A 17277-nucleotide genomic window follows, 5' to 3' on the forward strand; every position below is an offset into this window, starting at 1 on the left:
AATCGGCACCGAAAATGGACAGGGATTGGAACATGAAAAAGCTCGTCTTCGCATTCGTGGCCTGCATGGCCGTTTCCACTTTCGCACCGTCGGCCAGCGCCATGAATCTCGGCGCGCTGACCCGCACCAGCCCGGCGGCTGCCGCCGAACTGGTTGCCGTCACCGAACCGGCCATCTGCCGCGATRCCACCTGCGGTCTGGGCGACCGCCAGGCGTCGAGCGTGGCACCGGTGATCCACGTCATCTTCGCCTCGTTCAGCCAGTTCGTCGGCAAGGCCAGCCATCAGTTCATCGCGGCGGCCTCGGCCGCCTGAAGCTCTCGCACCAGGGCCACCCAGGCCCGCGCGATCCTGAGCCCGGCCGCATCGGCGGCCGGACCGGATCGCTCTGCCGTCGCCGTATAATCCGGCAACCAGCCGGGATGCTCGCGGTCGAGCATGTCCCTGAATTCGGTATTCCATTTCTCGACCACGCCGCGATCCGCCTCGAAGTGGAACTGCGTGCCGTAGGCGGCGTGGCCGATGCGGAAGCATTGGTTTTCCACGGCCGTGTTGCGGGCGAGCCGCACCGCTCCCTCGGGCAGTGTGAACGTATCGCTGTGCCATTCGAAGATCGGAAAGCCGGCTTCAACCGCCGACAGCACAGGATCGTCCTTGGCAGCCTCCGTCAGCTCGACCTTATGCCAGCCGAATTCCGGCGCGGTGCCGATGAGGTTGGTCGCGCCATAGGCTCGGGCGAGAATCTGACTGCCCAGGCAGATGCCGAGAACCGGCCTGTCGGCGTCGCCGAAGGCCCGCATCAGGCGCGCAAGTTCCGGCAGATAGGGATGGCTATGGTCGTCGACGGCGCTCTGTTCGCCGCCGAACACTGCGATCGCATCATGGTCGTGCGAGCCTGACGGCAGGTCGTCGCCCTTCCATGGCCGGCGGATATCGAGTGCTGCGCCCGCCTCCGCAAGTGCCGCCCCGACCTGCCCAAAATGGGTGTTGGCCATGTTTTCGACGATCAGGACCCGCATCTTTCCGCCTCGATTCTCGTTTGCCGTCCAAAATGGGGCCATCCCGCTGAAAAGCCAAGCGTCCCAGCGGAAATTCCCTCTGGCGGAAGCATATCCGCCTATCTATGATATTGCCGACAACGGAGATTTTTCGGCGAAATGGCCAAGCGTTCCAGCCGTCTCGATGATGCCGCGCGTGCCGGCTGGCTCTACTATGTGGCGGGCAATACCCAGGACCAGATCGCTGTGAAGCTCGGCGTTTCCAGGCAGTCGGCGCAGCGTCTCGTCTCGCTCGCCCGCTCGGAAGGCCTTGTTCGGGTGCAGATCGACCACCCCATCGCCAACTGTCTGGAGCTGTCCGACGCGCTGCGCGAGCGCTTCAAACTGAAATTCGTCGATGTCGTGCCAACCGATCCCGGCTCGGAATCGACGATTACCGGTGTCGCCGAGGCTGCGAGCGCGGAAATGGAGCGCTGGCTCAGGCATGAGGAACCGGTGCTGATCGCCGTCGGCACGGGCCGCACATTGAAAGCGGCCGTCGAACTCCTGCCGCGCATGGATTGCCGCCAGCATCGCGTCGTGTCGCTAACCGGCAATATCGCACCGGACGGATCGGCTGCCTATTACAACGTCGTCTTCACCATGTCGGACTCGGTCAATGTCCGCTCCTTCCCGATGCCGCTGCCGGTCATTGCCTCCTCGCCCGGCGAGCGCGAAATGCTGCATGCCCAGGCGATGATCCGCCCGACGCTGGAACTGGCCGAGAAGGCCGACGTCACCTTCGTCGGCATCGGCGAACTGACCGACGATGCGCCGCTCTATGTCGACGGCTTCATCACCACGGCGGAACTCAAAGCGTTGCAGAAGGCCGGCGCGGTCGGCGAGATCGTCGGCTGGGCCTTCGACTCCGAGGGCAAGTTCATCCGTGACATCACCAATGAACGGGTCGCGTCGTCACCGATCCCGCCGAGAGACACATCACTGGTGATCGCCGCCGCCAAGGGGCCGCGCAAGCTGCCGGGCATTCGCGGCGCCATTCATGGCGGGCTGGTCAATGGGTTGATCACCGATGAGGAGACGGCAGCGAAACTGTTACACGGCGGCTGAACCGCAACCTATTCGGACACCACATCAGGCTTTTCCGGCAATTGCCAGTCGATCGGTTCCATGCCGTTTGACGTCAAAAACTGATTTGCCTTGGAAAAATGCCGCGAGCCGAAAAAGCCGTTATGCGCCGAAAGCGGCGAGGGATGCGGCGCCTTGAGCACCAGATGCTTGCGGGTGTCGACGAAAGCCGCCTTGCGCTGCGCATAGGAACCCCAGAGCATGAAGACCGCCGGGCTCTCCTGCTCGTTGACGCGGGCGATCACCGCGTCGGTGAATTTCTCCCAGCCCTTGCCCTGATGTGAGGCGGCGAGCGAGCGCTCCACCGTCAGCACGCTGTTGAGCAGCAGCACGCCCTGCTTCGCCCAATATTCGAGATAGCCATGCCGCGCCGGCGCGATGCCGAGATCGTCCTCCATCTCCTTGTAGATATTGACCAGAGACGGCGGGATGCGCACGCCGGGCCGGACGGAAAAGCAAAGCCCATGCGCCTGACCTTCGCCATGGTAGGGATCCTGGCCGAGGATGACGACCCTGACCTGACCGAGCGGGGTGAGGTCGAGGGCACGAAAATACTCCGAGCCTCTCGGGAAAATGACCTTCCCCGCCTGCCTTTCTTCCTGCAGGAAGTGCTTCAGCGACGCCATGTAGGGACTGGCGAATTCGCTCGCAAGCGCCTGCTTCCAGCTGTCTTCGAGTTTGATGTCGCTCATTGAAATCCCTACTCTGCCGGCTGGTAGCGCTTGACGTCGATTTCATCGGCATGCTGCCGCATCATCACCGTGTCGTACCAGGCCTGCATCTTGAGAAGCGTGTCCATGTTGACGCCGAACGCCTTTTCGATCCTGAGCGCCATTTCCGGAGTCAGCGATGCCTTTTCATTAATGAGATCGGAAAGCGTCGCCCGGCGCACATTCAGCACATCGGCCGCCTTGGAAATCGAGAGATTGAGTTCGTCAAGAATTTCCTCGCGGATGAAGGTGCCGACATGTGGTGGCGTCATGCCGATTTTCGAAACCAGTTCGCTCATCAGTGGTAGTCCTCCAAGTCGAGATCGGAAATCTCGCCATCTTCAATCAGGAAGGTAATGCGCCAGTTGCCGGATGCAGCAATGCTCCAGACGCCGGCGCGATCGCCGGCCAATTGATGAATTCGCCATCCCGGCGGGCAACGTACACCATCGATATCATCAGCGACGATCAACGTGGCCAGGATGTTTCTAACCCTATTCAAAAGGTCTGGACGAATGCCTTTAGCATCATCGTCTTCGATGAAGCGCTTCAGACCCTTATGCCGGACGGAACGGATTTTCATCGTCTAATATATGTACGGTCTTACCGTACGAATTGCAAAGAAGAATTATTTTACGGATGGAAGCGGATCTGCGCGCGCTCCGCAACTTCGATCTCCTGTTCTCCACAGCCGGTTCAAATTCCGCCTCGATCCTGACGGTTTGCGGCAGGCGTCGCGGCGCAAAATCGGCTAGGAGTGTCGCAACCAATTCGAGGGAGCGAGCATGAAGATCACCGATGTGAAAACCTGGGTCGTCGCCAATGAGGCCGGCTTTGGCGGACCCTATTTCATCTTCGTCAAACTGACCACGGACGGCAATGTCGTGGGTTATGGCGAGGCCTATAATGCCACGTTCGACCCGCATCTCACCGCCAAGCTGATCGAGGACTGCGCCGCCCGCTATCTCGTCGGCCGCGATCCGCACGACATCGAGACTTTCTTCCGCAATTGCTATTCCTCCGGCTTTTCGCAGCGGCCCGACATCACCATGATGGGCTGCTATTCGGCGCTCGAAATCGCCTGCTGGGACATTATCGGCAAGGAAGCCGGCAAGCCGGTCTACAAGCTGCTCGGCGGCCAGGTGCACGAGGCGCTGCGCACCTATACCTATCTCTACCCAAAGACCGGTTCCGTCGTGCCGGCCGAGATCGCTGACCAACGCAATGTCTACAACGACCCGGAAATCGCTGCCCGCACGGCGCTCGAATATGTCAAGGACGGCTTCAATGCGATAAAATTCGACCCGGCCGGTCCCTATACGATCTATGACGGCCACCAGCCGCGCCTTATCGACATCGAGTTGTCCGCCGCAATGGTCAAGGCGGTGCGCGAGGCAGTCGGCACCAAGGCCGATATCCTGTTCGGCACACATGGCCAGTTCACTGCCTCCGGCGCGCTCCGGATGGCCAAGGCACTCGAACCCTATGATCCGCTGTGGTTCGAAGAGCCGGTGCCGCCGGACATGCCGGAAGTGATGGCGCAGGTGGCGCGCGGTACCTCGATCCCGATCGCCACCGGCGAGCGGCTGACGACGAAATTCGAATTCGCTCGGCTGATCGAAAACCGTTCCGCCGCGATCCTGCAGCCGGACCTCGGCCGTTCGGGCGGCATTCTCGAAACCAAGAAAATCGCCGCCATGGCGGAAGCCTTCCACATCCAGATAGCGCCGCACTGCTATTGCGGCCCGATCGTCGCCGCCGCCAATATCCAGATGGCGGTAACACTGCCGAATTTCCTGATCATCGAGGCGATCAAGACGTTCGACGGTTTTCACGAGACGTTGCTCAAAAAGAAGATCGAGTGGCAGGACGGCCATGTGATCCCCTCCAAGGAACCCGGCCTCGGCGTCGAACTCCGCGAAGACATTCTCGACGACTATCCCTTTTCCGGACCGCAACTGCACCTCTCCATGGTGCCCAGGGCGGTTGGCGGCTGAGCGACAAAACGGTCTCTATTTTGCAAATCCGACCAGTGGTAATGCTTTCGCCTCGAACCGGGGCGAAGGCGGAAAATGGAAAACAGTGACAGCCTGACCGGCGTCTGGCACGGGCTTTACACCTACACCACCCAGCCTCAAATCCCGGAAAGCCATTTCGTCTGCGTTCTCATGGAAAGCGGTGGCCGACTGACGGGCACGATCCATGAAAGCATGAATCATAATGGCAGGGCGGCCACACAGGAGAATGCAATAATCGAAGGCCTTCACCACGAAGGTGCGATCAGCTTCATCAAGACCTATGACGGCAGCGGGGTGCAGTCCCATTCGGTGGTTTATTCCGGCAACGTCAACGCGACGCGTGACGAGATCGAGGGAATGTGGACGATTGCGGTCGAGCGGCGCAATCTCACTGGCCGATTTCTGATGATCCGGAAGCGCGGCGAAAAGCAGCGAAAGAAAAGCGTCCTGCATGCGAGGCAGGATGTGCCAGCTTTCTGAAACCAGGACATAGGCGAAGCATGAGTCTCGGAATTGTTTTCCGGTCCGGGTGAATCTAAGCTGGATCCGGTAAAATATGCCGACACGCCATGCCCGATCCGAAAACGAATTCAGACATTCCTCCGCCGATGAGGCCGGCCTTTCAACTCGGCTCCCTGTTTGCGTTGCGCAAACCGGTGGTTCGGCGCTGGCCATTCGCGCTGCGCGCCGCCCTGGCAATGGGTGCGCCAGCGGCGATCGGCTGGCTGGCCGGTGACCTGCCGGCGGGTTTGATGGCGACGATCGGCGGGTTCACCGCCGTCTATGGCAATGACCGGCCGTTCCTCAACCGCGCCTTTCATCTGGGCGCGATCGCACTGTCCTTCGCACTCGCCGTGATGATCGGCGTGGCGGCGGGCAGCACGGCATGGCTGGTCATTCCGGTGATCACGCTGCTCGCGACCGCTGCCGCCTTCCTGTGCAGCGCGCTGAAGGTCCCTCCACCGGGCGCCTATCTCTTCACGCTGGCCGTTGCCGCCGGCACGGCGATGGGCGCCGAGCATTTGCTCTGGTGGCATGTCGGCATGCTCGTCTTTGCCGGTGGCGCCTTCGCCTGGGTGCTGCATATGGCAGGAGCGGTGTTCGCGCCGCGCGGGCCTGAAATCCTGGCGCTCAAGACGGCTGCCGGCGCGGTGCGCGATTTTATCGCTGCCGTGGGCACGCCGCGCATGGACGCGGCCCGGCATCAGGCGGCGACGGCTCTGCATCTTGCCTGGACGGCGTTGGTCGGCCAACAGCCGGTCCGGCCACGTCCGGACGGCACGCTGACGCGGTTGCGCACCGAAGGCCGGGAGCTGCATATGATCTTCGCCGAGACGATCAATGCCGCGGCCGCAGGCGAACCCATTCCGCAGGCGAATGTCGACCGAGTAAAGGCGACTGCCGCGCAGGCAACAGCGCCGCGGGACATAACCGATCCCGGCCATGTGCCGCTGGGCCGCGTCAGTGGCTGGCAATTGCTGGAGGAAGGCATAAGGCCGGGCGCGCAGGCTTTCGAAATCGGCCTGCGCGTGGCTGTGGCGTCGATGATCAGCGGCGTGGTCGGCTGGGCGATCAATATCGAGCATGCCTACTGGATCACCGCCGCAGCGGTGCTGATGCTTTATCAGGGGCTCGACTGGGCAACGATGCTGCAGCGGGCGATCCAGCGCGTCGGCGGCACGCTCGTGGGCACCGTACTGGCGGGCGGCGTTCTGCTGCTGCATCCCGAGGGACTGTGGCTTGCCGCGACGATCGTCGTGCTGCAATTCATCATCGAAATGCTGGTGCTGCGGAATTACGGCATCGCCGTTATCTTCATCACCGCGATTGCGCTGACCATCGCGTCAGGCGGTCATGCCGTGCCTGACATCGGCCATCAGGTCTGGATCCGCGCCCAAGATACGATGCTTGGCTGCGCGATCGGGGTCATCGTTTTTACTCTTCTGGCGAAGCGCGGCGCCAATCGAGCCATCTCGCAGGAATTGTTCCGCACCCTGGCGGCCATCGATCTGGTCGGGCAACATCTCGCGATCGGGGACGCCGATACGGCCGAAGTCCGCTCCGCACGGCGCAATCTGCAACATCATACGATGCTGCTGCTGCAGAGTTTCGATGCCGCGGTCGGCAGCAGTGCCGAGGCGAGGACGGCGGCGGAGCCGCTCTGGCCGGCGGTCGTCGCCACGCAAAGGCTCGCCTACCGCCTGCTTGCCGCTGCCTGGCAGATAGAAGCCGCCACGGCCGGTGGCCGCAACATCTCATTGGCCAGGGACTTGTTCGGCGAGGACGGCGGCGAGCAACTGCATGCCTGTCTTGCCGCGGTCATCCATGCGATTCACAGCGGTGTGGCAGCACCATCCGCGCCCAACATTCCGGCCTTTCTGTCGGCGGAAATCCGGCTTCTCAGCAATTCGCTCGTCACGTCGCCAAAGCGCGCTTAAAAGCCACTATGCCGGTTTGTTCTCGCGTGCAGCGGGCGACGACAGGGCGAACAGGCCAGCGGCAGCGATCAGTACGGCGCCCACAATGGTGGCCCGATGCGGGATCTCGCTGAAGAACAAATAGCCCCAGAGCGAGGCCCAGAGCATGGCACTATATTCGAAGCTGGTGACCACGCTTGCCTTGGCGATCTGGTAGGCATTGGTGAGCAGCGTCATGGCGACCGCCGCGATCACGCCGCAGGAGGCGATCAGAAGGAAATCGAACACCGTCGGCCAGACCCAGGGCCGGACAAGGAAATCAAGCGATTTGTACGGCGCGTGCTGGATACCGGTCAGATGGCAGAAGCCGGCAATGGCCAAAGCGCCGACAAGATAGACGCCGTTTTGATAGAAGGCCATGACGGTGGCGGTGGTTTGCGACCCCAGCTTGCGGGCAAACAACATGGCGAGCGCATAGGTCAGCGCCGAAAACAGCGACAGAAGTGCTGCCGGTTCGAAAAGGCCTGCCCCCGGTCGCAGCATGACGATGACGCCGACGAAGCCGACACTCACAGCGGTGATCCGCCGCCAACCGATCGCCTCGCCCAGCAGGAAGGGAGCGAGTGCCAGCGTGAATAGCGGCACCGTGAGATAAAGCGCCACGGCATCGGCGAGCGGCAGCGCCGGAAAGGCCATGTAGTAGGTCGTATAGGCAAGCAGGAGCAGGAAGGCCCGGCCTGCCAATGGCCAGAATTCACGTGAAACCAGTGCGCCCAGCCCGGCCTCGAAATGCACCATGACGATGAGGATCGGCGCCGAGACGAAGCAGCGCGTCGCAACGACCTGCGGTAGCGGATATTCGCCTGACACCGCCTTGATGACGGCGTCCTGCAGCGAGAAGATCAGTATGCCGGAACAAAGATAGATGATGCCGAGCGTGGCGCGGTTCTGCACATGGCTCTCCCGATTGAGGTCGCCATAGTGGATCAAAGCCGAACCTAATGTCACTCAATCCGCGACATCAACCATTCGACCGCGACAATCGGTCGTCAGGCGCGGACCAAAGGCCGGTATCCGGACGTGTTCTGCTGCGGACTGCTCAACGCTGAGCCGCAGGGTTTTTATGCGCCTGCCGAGATTGCTCGTGACGCTGTCAACACGGTGTCGATCTCCGTCCGAGACGCATCGGCGCGCGTCACGTTGGGATTGCGCACTCGGGCCGACCGATGCTGCGGCCAAGCCTGTTGTAAGAAGATCGTTCTCCATGTAGCGTGGCTCTCACTGCACAGTCACCAAGGAAAGTTGAGCATGCCCACAGGAACAGTGAAATTCTTCAACAACGACAAAGGTTTTGGTTTCATTACGCCCGAAAACGGTGGAGCGGACGTGTTCGTTCACGTCTCCGCCTTACAGAGCGGCGGCTCCCTTCGCGAAGGGGACAAAGTGAGCTATGAACTCGGCCAGGATCGAAAGACCGGCAAGTCGAAGGCGGAACGCGTAACGACCGTCTGAGTAATATCCTCAATCCGCCTCTGCTTCGGCTTCTCCGCTCGGGCATGCCTGACCGAGGGGCCGATTGTGGAATCCTGAACGATAGGAGGCTTGTTGATGGCAAACGCACCGCGAAGACCTGCCAATCCAATGGACGCGGCGGAGGCTTTGTTCAAACCAGCCAAAAAGGTCACCGCGCCGGCCGTCGAACGACGGGTCTTGCCAGTGACCAAAGAGGCTGTGTCGCTCAAACTCGACAGCGACGTGCTTGCCTATTTCCAGGAGGATGGACCGGGCTGGCAAGATCGCATCAACGACACATTGCGCGCAGCGATGAGAAATAATCGATCATCGTGATCTCTGGTTCGACAGTTCGGCTTTGGCGAGATCCGGCGATTTACCGATCCGGATCTGTCGCCATTCTCCGACGTTATGAGAATTAGGCTCAAACGGCGAAGCTTACCGGTCTTTCAGGCGAGGTCGCCAGTGTTGGTAAGCGCGATGGCGCCTCTCCGCTGCGGCATGGCCGCGGCGACGAGATTCATGACTTCTGCAACATGCTGCTACAGACTTGGTTGTCGTTTGCCGCGAGCCCGATATAGTCGGGCCAGGTCAGGTGAGGAGCGGACATGAAACCCAATGTAGTGATGGTGACCGGCGCGGCCGGCAATCTCGGCCAGGCTGTCGTGGCAGATCTGGCTCAACGAGGCGCGAGCCTTGCTTGTATCGAGCGCGATCCCGCCAAGCTCGACGCGTTCGTCGCCTCGCTGCCGACGGATGCGGTGGTACTGAAACTGCCGGGTGTCGATCTCGGCGATTTCGACGCCTGCCGCAAGGCAGCGCAGGAGGCCGAAGGCCGCTTCGGCCGCATCGACGCGCTGGTCAACACCGTCGGCGGCTTCAAGATGGGGCCTATCGGTGAGGACGGGCTGGCACAGTGGGATGCGATGCTGTCGATCAATGCCCGCACGGCCTATGCGATTAGCGCCGCCGTGCTGCCCGGCATGCAGGCGGCCAAGCATGGCCGCATCGTCCATATTGCCGCGGCACCCGGGCTGAAGGCCGGTGCCCGCCAGGCAGCCTATGCGGCGTCGAAGGCGGCGGTGATCCGGCTGACCGAGGCGCTCGCCGCAGAAAACCATGCCCACAGGATCACAGCCAACTGTATCCTGCCGGGAACGATCGACACGCCGCAGAACCGCGCCGCCATGCCCGACGCCAATCGCGACAACTGGGTGACGCCCGAGGCGATCGCCCGGCTGATTGCCTTCCTGATTTCGCCGGAAGGCGGCATCGTCACCGGTGGCGCAATACCGGCAACGGGGTTTTAGGCAGCAAGAGGCATGATAGTTAGCCGGCTTCGCCTCTCGAAATCCCGCGGAGCGACGTGAAAGTTTTCGCGCGGTCGACGGCCTCGGGCAGCCAATCGCGTATCGCCGATCGTCATTGCCTTGCGGCAAGGCGGCTGACAATGCCCTGCCGGCCACGTTCCATGACCACACCATGGTTCCACGAGAAAACTGGTTTCAAGACGAAAGCGAGCTTGACCATCCAGGGTTTCGTCACCTCGACGATCCAGTCGTAGCGGAGATTGCACCCGGCGCCCTCCGATGTCAGCGTCCAGCGGCCGGTGCCATCGAGTTCGCCTGAGGCGCGGCCTTCGATGACGGTCATCGGCTCGACCCTGGTGGTGCGCATATCGAAGGTCAGGTTATAGGGCAGCGCAGTCCCCCAGGTCAGCCGCCGCAGCGCTCCGATGCCATCGGCATCGCCGGGCTCGATCACCTCGACCTTGCGCACTGAGGACCACCATTGTGGCCATGTTTCCGGCGCGGTCAGGATGTCCCAGACCGGCTCGGCCGGAGCGTCGAGACGCCAGTTGGTGACGAGATGAAAGTTCGTGGATGCCATGCCAGCCCCTCCGGCCCACCCTCTTCGTCGGAAAATCACGGCGAAAGTTTCGATCTCGAAATCCCGGACCGGATCGATAGTGAGACCTGCGCTCCTGCTTGTCCAGATCGTCGTTTGATCGCAGCCATCGAGCCTGCGCCACCAATATTTCATGCATCAACGAATCGCCTTGCATCGCGACATTTTTGGTATATGGTCTGGACAATAAACCATAAAAGCGGGAACGCATGCTGGACGATCTGGATCGCGCGATCAACGCGCATCGGGAGGCCATGTTTGGCTTTCTGGAAGACCTCGTTCGTGCCCCGAGCCCTGTCGGTTCGGAACAGGCAGCGATGGAGGTGTTTGCCAGGTGGGCCGAAGCGCTTGGCCTCGATGTCCAACGTCTGCCGTTTCCCAATACCAAGGTCGAGGATCCACGCGCCGGCGTCACGCCGACGGCCGATCTCCTCACGCCCAACCGTTACCAGGTGTTGGCGACCACGCCGGGAAAGGGCGAACTGACGCTGCTGCTCAACGGCCATATGGATGTCGTGCCGGCAGATTCGCCCGAACTCTGGACCACGCCGCCCTTCGAGCCGTCCCGCCGCGACGGCCGGCTCTATGGCCGTGGCGCAATGGACATGAAGAGCGGCTTTGCTGTCGGCATGCTGGCGCTTAAAGGTCTCAGCGATGTTGCACCCGATCTGTTCGCCGAAAAACGGCTCGGTTTCGTCGCCGTGGTCGAGGAAGAATGCACCGGCAACGGTACGCTTCTGTCGGTCGCCGACCATGGTGTCACCGCCCGAGAAGTTGTGGTGCTGGAGCCGACCGATCTCGGCCTGCTTCTCGGCGGCGTCGGCATATTGTGGGTCGACATCAAGATCGCGACCGAGGCCGGTCACGCCTATTCCGCCGCCGCGGTCAATGCCATAGAACTGGGCATGCGGCTGGTCGCGGGGCTGCGCCGCTGGGCCGACGACCTGCACCAAACCAATCCCGAGCCGAATATCGGCGCCAATGAGCGGGCCTATAACATCAATCTCGGCAAGGTCGCCGCTGGCGACTGGACGTCCAGCGCTCCGGCCAGCGCAACATTCAGCATCCGCATCGGCTTTCCGCGCGGCTGGGCGCCGGAGGAGGCGGAGGCGCGGGTTCGGGCTGCGATTTCCGATATGGCTGAGGCCGATCCGGATTTCACCAGCGAGCCAATCGTGACGCTCAGCGGCTTCCGCGCCAAGGGCCACTTCATTGAACGCGATGCCGCGCTGGTGCGTGATCTGGCGCAGGCGCATGCCGAGGCGCACGGCGCGCCACCGGCGGCCTTCATGCTCGGCAGCACGTCGGATGCCCGCGTCTATCTCGAGGATTTCGGCATTCCCGCCGTCTGCTACGGCGCCAAGGGTGCCAATCTTCATGGCGTCGACGAATATGTCGAACTGCAGAGCATCGTCGATGCGGCCCGCACGCTGGCGCGGTTCCTCTTGAAGCGGTTCGGCCGCGAGGAGGGACAATGATGCCGGGCGACGATATCATCAGCGATGTGGTTGAAACGGAGGAGCACCCGCCACGTCGCCGACTGCATCTCGGTGCGCCGATCGTCGGCCGCCGCATTGCCGAAGATGTGGTTGACCGACTGGTGACTGCCGTGGCGCTCGGACTCTATGTGACCGGCCAGCAATTGCCGACTGAACGCGAGCTCGCCACCATGCTCGGCGTCTCCCGCACCTCGGTGCGCGAGGCGCTGAAGGAACTGACCGATACTGGCTATCTGGAAGTCCGGCGCGGCCGCAATGGCGGCTATTTCGTGCTGGCGAACTGGGGGCCAAGTTCGGCCGAGCATGTCCGCCGCCAGCTCGTCGACAACTGGACCGAGTTCGAGCACATATTCGATGCTCGCCGGCTAATCGAGTCGACCATTGCCCATACCGCCGCCGAGCGACGCCTCGACAGCGACATGGGACCGATCGTGGCCGCTTTGCAGGCCTATCTCGACGCACCCGACCGCGACGCCTCGCGGCAGGCAGATTCCGCCCTACATCGGGCAATCGCGCAAGCGACGCACAATCCGATCCTCGTCGACCTGTCCGTCGACCTGCGCACCCGAATCAGCCTCAATCTCGGCGCCGAACCCTTTACCGAAGAGGTGCGCCGGATCGCCATCGGCCAGCACCAGGAACTGGTCGCAGCCATCGCCGAAGGCAGGGCCGACGATGCCGCAGCGATCGCCGCCAGGCATTTTACGCTCACCGAACGGCTGATGCGCGAAATCGTCGCCCGCGCCGGCGCCGAAGAGCAGCAAGGGCGCTCACCATGAACCGGCAGATCGCCTTCGTGCTGCGGCGCGTGCTGCTGACCATTCCGACGCTGTTCGTCATGAGCGTCATCGTCTTCCTGATCATTCGCCTCGTGCCTGGCGATCCCGTCCGCACCATGCTCGGTTTCCGCGCCACCGACGAAAATGTCGCCGAACTGCGCCGCCAGCTCGGCCTCGACCAGAGCCTGTTCGACCAATATATCAGCTGGATCGGCGGACTTATGCATGGGGATCTCGGCAAGGATATTGTCAGCCATGCATCGCTTTCCGAACTTCTGGGGCAGCGCCTGCCCGTCACCTTCGAACTGACCGGACTTTCGATGCTGCTCGCTGTCATCGTCGGCGTACCGCTGGGAGTCAAGGCGGCGGTTGGCGGCAAGTGGCTCAATCGGCTGACGGAAGGTTTTGTCGTCTTCGGCATCAGCGTGCCGGATTTCTGGCTCGGCATCATCCTCGTGCTGCTGTTCGCCGCCACGCTCGAATGGCTGCCGCCCTCAGGCTATATGCCCTTCAGCCGCAGCCCGCTGCTGAACCTGCGCTATATGGCGCTGCCGGTGCTGACGCTCGCTGTCGGCGAGGCGGCTTATATCCTGCGCACCACGCGCAGCGCGGTCACCGCCGTGATGGGCCGGCCTTTCGTCACCTTTCTGCGCGCCAAGGGGATCAGCACCCAGCGCATCGTCTTCGGCCATGCGCTGCGCAATGCCGGGCCATCGATCGCCACCGTGATCGGCATCCAGATCGGCGTTCTGCTCGGCGGCGCGATCATCATCGAGACCATGTTCGCACTGCCGGGCGTCGGCCGCCTGGTCGTGACCGGCATCAACCAGCGCAACTACCCGACGGTCCAGGTCGGCGTGCTCGCCATCGCCACCATCTTCATCGTCGTGTCGCTGATCACCGACCTGATCGTCGGCTGGCTCGATCCGCGCGTCATGGATGGAGAGGCGACATGAGCGCGGTGGAACCGATCACGACGGCAGCGGAAGTGGCGACACGCAGCTCGGCCTCGCGCTTCATGCTCATCGGCGGCGTCATGCTGGCGGTGCTGGCACTGCTGGCGCTTGCCGCGCCATTGGTCGCGCCGCACGATCCCGAAGCAGTGGAAGTGCATCGCGTGCTCGGCGCGCCGGATATGCAGCATCTGTTCGGCTCCGACGTGCTCGGCCGCGATGTGCTTAGCCGGGTCATCTATGCATTGCGCGTCAGCCTGCTGGTGTCGATCTCGGCGGTCGCTGCGTCACTCATCATTGCCGTGCCGCTCGGGCTGCTGGCCGGCTATTTCGGCAGTTGGGTGGATACGGCCATTTCGCGATCCGTCGACATGATCCTCGTCCTGCCGGCCATGCTGCTGGCGATCACCTTCATCGCCATTCTCGGGCCGGGCAGCGTCGTCGCCACGCTTGCCATCGCCGTCATCTACCTGCCGATCCTCGCGCGCGTCATGCGCACCAGCACGCTCGTCGTGACCCGTAACGACTACGTTGCCGGCTCCCGCGCCCGAGGCGCCAGCCATTTGCGTGTCATTTTCCAGCATGTCGCGCCCAATGCCTTGGGGCCGGTGATCGTGCAGGCCTCGGTGCTCTGTGCTTTTGCGCTGCAACTTGAAGCGGGGCTCTCGTTCCTCGGCCTTGGCGTACAGCCGCCGACACCGTCGCTCGGCGGCATGTTGTCGGATGGGCGCGATGTGCTCAACCAGGCGCCGTGGGTGGAGATCTTCCCGGGTCTGGCGATCGTCGTCGCCGCGCTGGCCTTCAGCTTCCTCGGCGAAGGGCTGCGCCGCGCCTTCGATCCGCGCGGGGTGGCCGGATGAGCGCGGTCCTGTCCATCAGCAATGTCGGAGTCCGGTTTGCCGGCGACGACGCGCGGCCAGCGGTCGACGGCGTGTCGCTGGAGATCGAGAAGGGCGAGATATTTGGCATTGTCGGCGAGAGCGGCAGCGGCAAGAGCACGCTCGCCAATGCCGTCATGGGCCTGCTGCCCACAAACGCCAAAGTCAGCGGCAGTATCCGTCTCAATGACCGGGAGATTGCCGGCCTTGGTGAGGATGAATTGCGGCGCCTGCGCGGCGTCGACATGTCGATGATCTTTCAGGATGCTTCGGCGAGCCTCGACCCGGTCTGGCCGGTCGGCGACCAGATCGCTGAAACGGTCCGCGCCCATAGCAGCGTCAGCCGGCGCGAAGCCAAGGCGCGCTCGATCGCGCTGATGAACGAAGTGGGCATTCCCGACGCTGCCGCGCGCTATGGCAGCGTTCCGCATCGTTTCTCTGGCGGCATGCGCCAGCGCATCGTCATTGCCGCGGCGCTTGCCAACAATCCCGGCCTGTTGATCGCAGACGAGCCGACGACGGCGCTCGATGTGACCATCCAGGCGCAGGTGCTGCAGCTGATCGACCGGCTGCGGCGCCAGCACGGCACCACTGTTCTCCTGATCACCCATGATCTCGGCGTCGTCTCGCAGGTCTGCGACCGCGTCGCGGTCATGTATGGCGGACGGCTGCTGGAGGTGGCAAAGACCGCCGATCTGTTTGCCCGGCCGAACCATCCCTATACGCGGGCATTGCTCGCCGCCAATCCGGCCGGCGCGCCGCGGCACAGCCGGCTGCCGGTGATCCCCGCCGAATGGAGCGTCGAGAGCCTCGAACAATCGGAGCGGCTGAGGGCAGCGGCGCCACGACAGGCGGAGGAGGTCGGCCATGGCTGAACTTCTTCGTGTCGACGGTTTGAAGAAAACTTTCGTCACCGGTGGGCCGCCCTGGAACCGCCACATGGTGGCTGCGGTCGACAATGTCTCGCTGTCGGTCATGCGCGGGCGGACGCTGGGCCTGGTCGGTGAATCCGGCAGCGGCAAGAGCACGCTTGGCCGCTGCATTCTCGGCCTGACGCCTGTCGATGGCGGTCGCGTGGTGTTCGATGGCGCCGAGGTGCAGGGCCTGCGCGGTAAGGCGCTGCATGATTTCCGCCGCCGCGTGCAGCCGGTGTTCCAGGATCCGTATGGCAGCCTCGATCCTCGCTGGACGGTTGGCCGTAGCGTGCGTGAATCGCTCGATTGCTACCGGATCGGCAGCACGGCCGATCGCGAGAAGCGCGTGCTCGATCTTTTCAGTCGCGTTGGACTTAACCCGGCTCTGGCCGGCCGGCTGCCGAACCACCTCTCAGGCGGCCAGCGGCAGCGCGTGGCGATCGCGGCGGCATTGGCGAGCGAGCCGGAACTGATCATTGCCGACGAGCCGGTCAGCGCGCTCGACATGAGCGTCCAGGCGCAAATCCTCAATCTGCTGCTCGACCTGCAGCAGGATCTTGGCGTCGCCTGCATCTTCATCACCCATGACCTCGGCGTCGTCGAACATGTCAGCGACGACGTCGCCGTGCTCTATCACGGCAAGATCGTCGAGATGGATGCCACCGACCGGATCATGCGCAATCCGCAGCACCACTATACCCGCACTTTGCTCGCGGCCGTGCCCCGCCCCCCGTCAACCCCTTACCAAGGAGGCTCCCTTGCCTAAGACGAATGTCAATGGAATCAGCATCAATTATGAAGTGGATGGTGAAGGCGCCCCGAATGGCACCATCGTGCTGATCAACGGCCTAGCCGATGACCTGCTCTCCTGGGGGTTTCAGATGCCGGCGCTGCTCGAAGCCGGCTATCGCGTGCTGCGCATCGACAATCGCGGCATCGGCCTGAGCGACCGGCCGGCCGGCCCCTATTCCGCCCGCATGCTCGCCGATGACGCCAAGGCCGTGATCGACCAGCTCGGCTTCAGGAATTTCCACCTGATGGGCGTGTCCATGGGCGGCATGATCTCACAGGAATATGCGCTGGCCTATGGCGGCGACCTCAAATCGCTGACGCTTGCCTGCACCTATGGCACGGTCGACAAATTCTGCCTGACCATGTTCAACATGTGGGCCGATCTCGCTGCCAGGATCGACGTGCCCTTCGTCATGCGCGATGTGTCGCTCTGGGCTTTTACCGTGCCGTTCTTCAACGAGCGGCCGGCTGATGCCGCCGAGTTCGCCGAGGCAATGGCCGCGCTCGACATGTCGCTCGAAGCCTATCTGGCGCAGCTCGCCGTCATCCAGAATCATGACGCCATCGGCCGGGTCGGCCAGATCAAGGTGCCGACTTTGGTGCTTGCCGGTGAAGAAGACATCCTCATTCCCGTGCGGCTGTCGAAGAAACTGCATGAGGCCATACCCGGCGCGCAATGGGCCACGACACCGGGCGGTCATGCCTGCCTGTGGGAAACACCCGATCCGTTCAACAAGGCCTTCCTCGATTTCGTTCGCAGCCAGTCCCGTTAGCC

At 62.8% G+C, this 17277-nt stretch carries 21 protein-coding genes; 15 read left to right on the top strand and 6 right to left on the bottom strand.

Annotated elements, in window-relative coordinates; genetic code table 11:
- Positions 1-32: 32 nt before the first annotated feature.
- The gene (locus AC1DYF_RS07215) at positions 33-314 is read left to right on the top strand and encodes a hypothetical protein (RefSeq protein WP_477876012.1); all 282 of its coding nucleotides are present in this window, start codon (positions 33-35) and stop codon (positions 312-314) included.
- Here AC1DYF_RS07215 and AC1DYF_RS07220 read toward each other — a convergent pair.
- On the bottom strand, positions 284-1018 hold the full coding sequence (locus AC1DYF_RS07220; RefSeq protein WP_477876013.1) for a type 1 glutamine amidotransferase: 735 nt from the start codon (positions 1016-1018) through the stop codon (positions 284-286). The genes AC1DYF_RS07215 and AC1DYF_RS07220 overlap by 31 nt on opposite strands.
- Positions 1019-1156: 138 nt before the next feature.
- On the opposite strand from AC1DYF_RS07220, the gene AC1DYF_RS07225 reads away from it, so the two are divergent.
- A complete protein-coding gene (locus tag AC1DYF_RS07225) occupies positions 1157-2104 on the top strand; it encodes a sugar-binding transcriptional regulator (RefSeq protein WP_477876014.1) in 948 nt (315 codons plus the stop codon).
- Between the two features lie 8 nt (positions 2105-2112).
- Here the strand turns inward: AC1DYF_RS07225 and ung are convergent, their stop codons facing one another.
- From ung to AC1DYF_RS07240, 3 genes are read right to left on the bottom strand one after another with little or no spacing between them, the layout of a single operon-like run.
- A complete protein-coding gene (gene ung, locus AC1DYF_RS07230) occupies positions 2113-2814 on the bottom strand; it encodes a uracil-DNA glycosylase (RefSeq protein WP_477876015.1) in 702 nt (233 codons plus the stop codon).
- 8 nt (positions 2815-2822) lie between these two features.
- Positions 2823-3131 carry a HigA family addiction module antitoxin gene (locus tag AC1DYF_RS07235; RefSeq protein WP_477876016.1) on the bottom strand — a complete coding sequence of 103 codons (309 nt, stop codon included), beginning with the start codon at positions 3129-3131 and terminating at the stop codon, positions 2823-2825.
- Positions 3131-3415: a type II toxin-antitoxin system RelE/ParE family toxin gene (locus tag AC1DYF_RS07240; RefSeq protein WP_477876017.1), complete on the bottom strand. Its 285-nt coding sequence runs from the start codon at positions 3413-3415 to the stop codon at positions 3131-3133. Before AC1DYF_RS07240 ends, AC1DYF_RS07235 begins: the two co-directional genes overlap by 1 nt.
- 202 nt (positions 3416-3617) lie before the next feature.
- On the opposite strand from AC1DYF_RS07240, the gene AC1DYF_RS07245 reads away from it, so the two are divergent.
- The 3 genes from AC1DYF_RS07245 (at position 3618) to AC1DYF_RS07255 (ending at position 7288) form a co-directional block, all read left to right on the top strand.
- Entirely contained in the window at positions 3618-4829 is a 1212-nt protein-coding gene (locus AC1DYF_RS07245; RefSeq protein WP_477876018.1) for a mandelate racemase/muconate lactonizing enzyme family protein, read from the top strand.
- 75 nt (positions 4830-4904) lie between these two features.
- Positions 4905-5330 carry a hypothetical protein gene (locus AC1DYF_RS07250; protein ID WP_477876019.1) on the top strand — a complete coding sequence of 142 codons (426 nt, stop codon included), beginning with the start codon at positions 4905-4907 and terminating at the stop codon, positions 5328-5330.
- 89 nt (positions 5331-5419) lie between these two features.
- Positions 5420-7288, top strand: a complete 1869-nt coding sequence (locus AC1DYF_RS07255) for an FUSC family protein (RefSeq protein ID WP_477876020.1) — start codon at positions 5420-5422, stop codon at positions 7286-7288.
- 6 nt (positions 7289-7294) lie between these two features.
- On the opposite strand, the gene AC1DYF_RS07260 is transcribed toward AC1DYF_RS07255, so the two are convergent.
- Entirely contained in the window at positions 7295-8275 is a 981-nt protein-coding gene (locus tag AC1DYF_RS07260) for a DMT family transporter (RefSeq protein WP_477876021.1), read from the bottom strand.
- Between the two features lie 300 nt (positions 8276-8575).
- Here AC1DYF_RS07260 and AC1DYF_RS07265 point away from each other — a divergent pair, with 300 nt between their 5' ends.
- From AC1DYF_RS07265 to AC1DYF_RS07275, 3 genes are all read left to right on the top strand, one after another.
- A complete protein-coding gene (locus AC1DYF_RS07265) occupies positions 8576-8779 on the top strand; it encodes a cold-shock protein (RefSeq protein ID WP_477876022.1) in 204 nt (67 codons plus the stop codon).
- A gap of 96 nt (positions 8780-8875) precedes the next feature.
- Entirely contained in the window at positions 8876-9115 is a 240-nt protein-coding gene (locus tag AC1DYF_RS07270) for a BrnA antitoxin family protein (protein ID WP_477876023.1), read from the top strand.
- Between the two features lie 272 nt (positions 9116-9387).
- Positions 9388-10089, top strand: a complete 702-nt coding sequence (locus tag AC1DYF_RS07275) for an SDR family NAD(P)-dependent oxidoreductase (protein WP_477876024.1) — start codon at positions 9388-9390, stop codon at positions 10087-10089.
- A gap of 112 nt (positions 10090-10201) precedes the next feature.
- On the opposite strand, the gene AC1DYF_RS07280 is transcribed toward AC1DYF_RS07275, so the two are convergent.
- Positions 10202-10669, bottom strand: a complete 468-nt coding sequence (locus AC1DYF_RS07280; protein WP_477876025.1) for an SRPBCC family protein — start codon at positions 10667-10669, stop codon at positions 10202-10204.
- Positions 10670-10896: 227 nt separating this feature from the next.
- Between AC1DYF_RS07280 and AC1DYF_RS07285 the strand changes: the two genes are divergently transcribed.
- Genes AC1DYF_RS07285 through AC1DYF_RS07315 form a run of 7 tightly spaced genes read left to right on the top strand, consistent with a single transcriptional unit; the run spans position 10897 to position 17275 of the window.
- A complete protein-coding gene (locus AC1DYF_RS07285) occupies positions 10897-12165 on the top strand; it encodes a M20/M25/M40 family metallo-hydrolase (RefSeq protein ID WP_477876026.1) in 1269 nt (422 codons plus the stop codon).
- Entirely contained in the window at positions 12162-12965 is an 804-nt protein-coding gene (locus AC1DYF_RS07290; RefSeq protein WP_477876027.1) for a FadR/GntR family transcriptional regulator, read from the top strand. Before AC1DYF_RS07285 ends, AC1DYF_RS07290 begins: the two co-directional genes overlap by 4 nt.
- A complete protein-coding gene (locus AC1DYF_RS07295) occupies positions 12962-13921 on the top strand; it encodes an ABC transporter permease (protein ID WP_477876028.1) in 960 nt (319 codons plus the stop codon). Before AC1DYF_RS07290 ends, AC1DYF_RS07295 begins: the two co-directional genes overlap by 4 nt.
- A complete protein-coding gene (locus tag AC1DYF_RS07300) occupies positions 13918-14778 on the top strand; it encodes an ABC transporter permease (protein ID WP_477876029.1) in 861 nt (286 codons plus the stop codon). Before AC1DYF_RS07295 ends, AC1DYF_RS07300 begins: the two co-directional genes overlap by 4 nt.
- Positions 14775-15671, top strand: a complete 897-nt coding sequence (locus AC1DYF_RS07305; RefSeq protein WP_477876030.1) for an ABC transporter ATP-binding protein — start codon at positions 14775-14777, stop codon at positions 15669-15671. The genes AC1DYF_RS07300 and AC1DYF_RS07305 overlap by 4 nt, the downstream gene beginning before the upstream one ends.
- Positions 15664-16476 carry an ATP-binding cassette domain-containing protein gene (locus AC1DYF_RS07310; RefSeq protein WP_477876031.1) on the top strand — a complete coding sequence of 271 codons (813 nt, stop codon included), beginning with the start codon at positions 15664-15666 and terminating at the stop codon, positions 16474-16476. The genes AC1DYF_RS07305 and AC1DYF_RS07310 overlap by 8 nt, the downstream gene beginning before the upstream one ends.
- Positions 16469-17275: an alpha/beta fold hydrolase gene (locus tag AC1DYF_RS07315; RefSeq protein ID WP_477876032.1), complete on the top strand. Its 807-nt coding sequence runs from the start codon at positions 16469-16471 to the stop codon at positions 17273-17275. Before AC1DYF_RS07310 ends, AC1DYF_RS07315 begins: the two co-directional genes overlap by 8 nt.
- Positions 17276-17277: the final 2 nt, after the last annotated feature.

The organism is Rhizobium sp. P2_G9 (assembly GCF_056403475.1).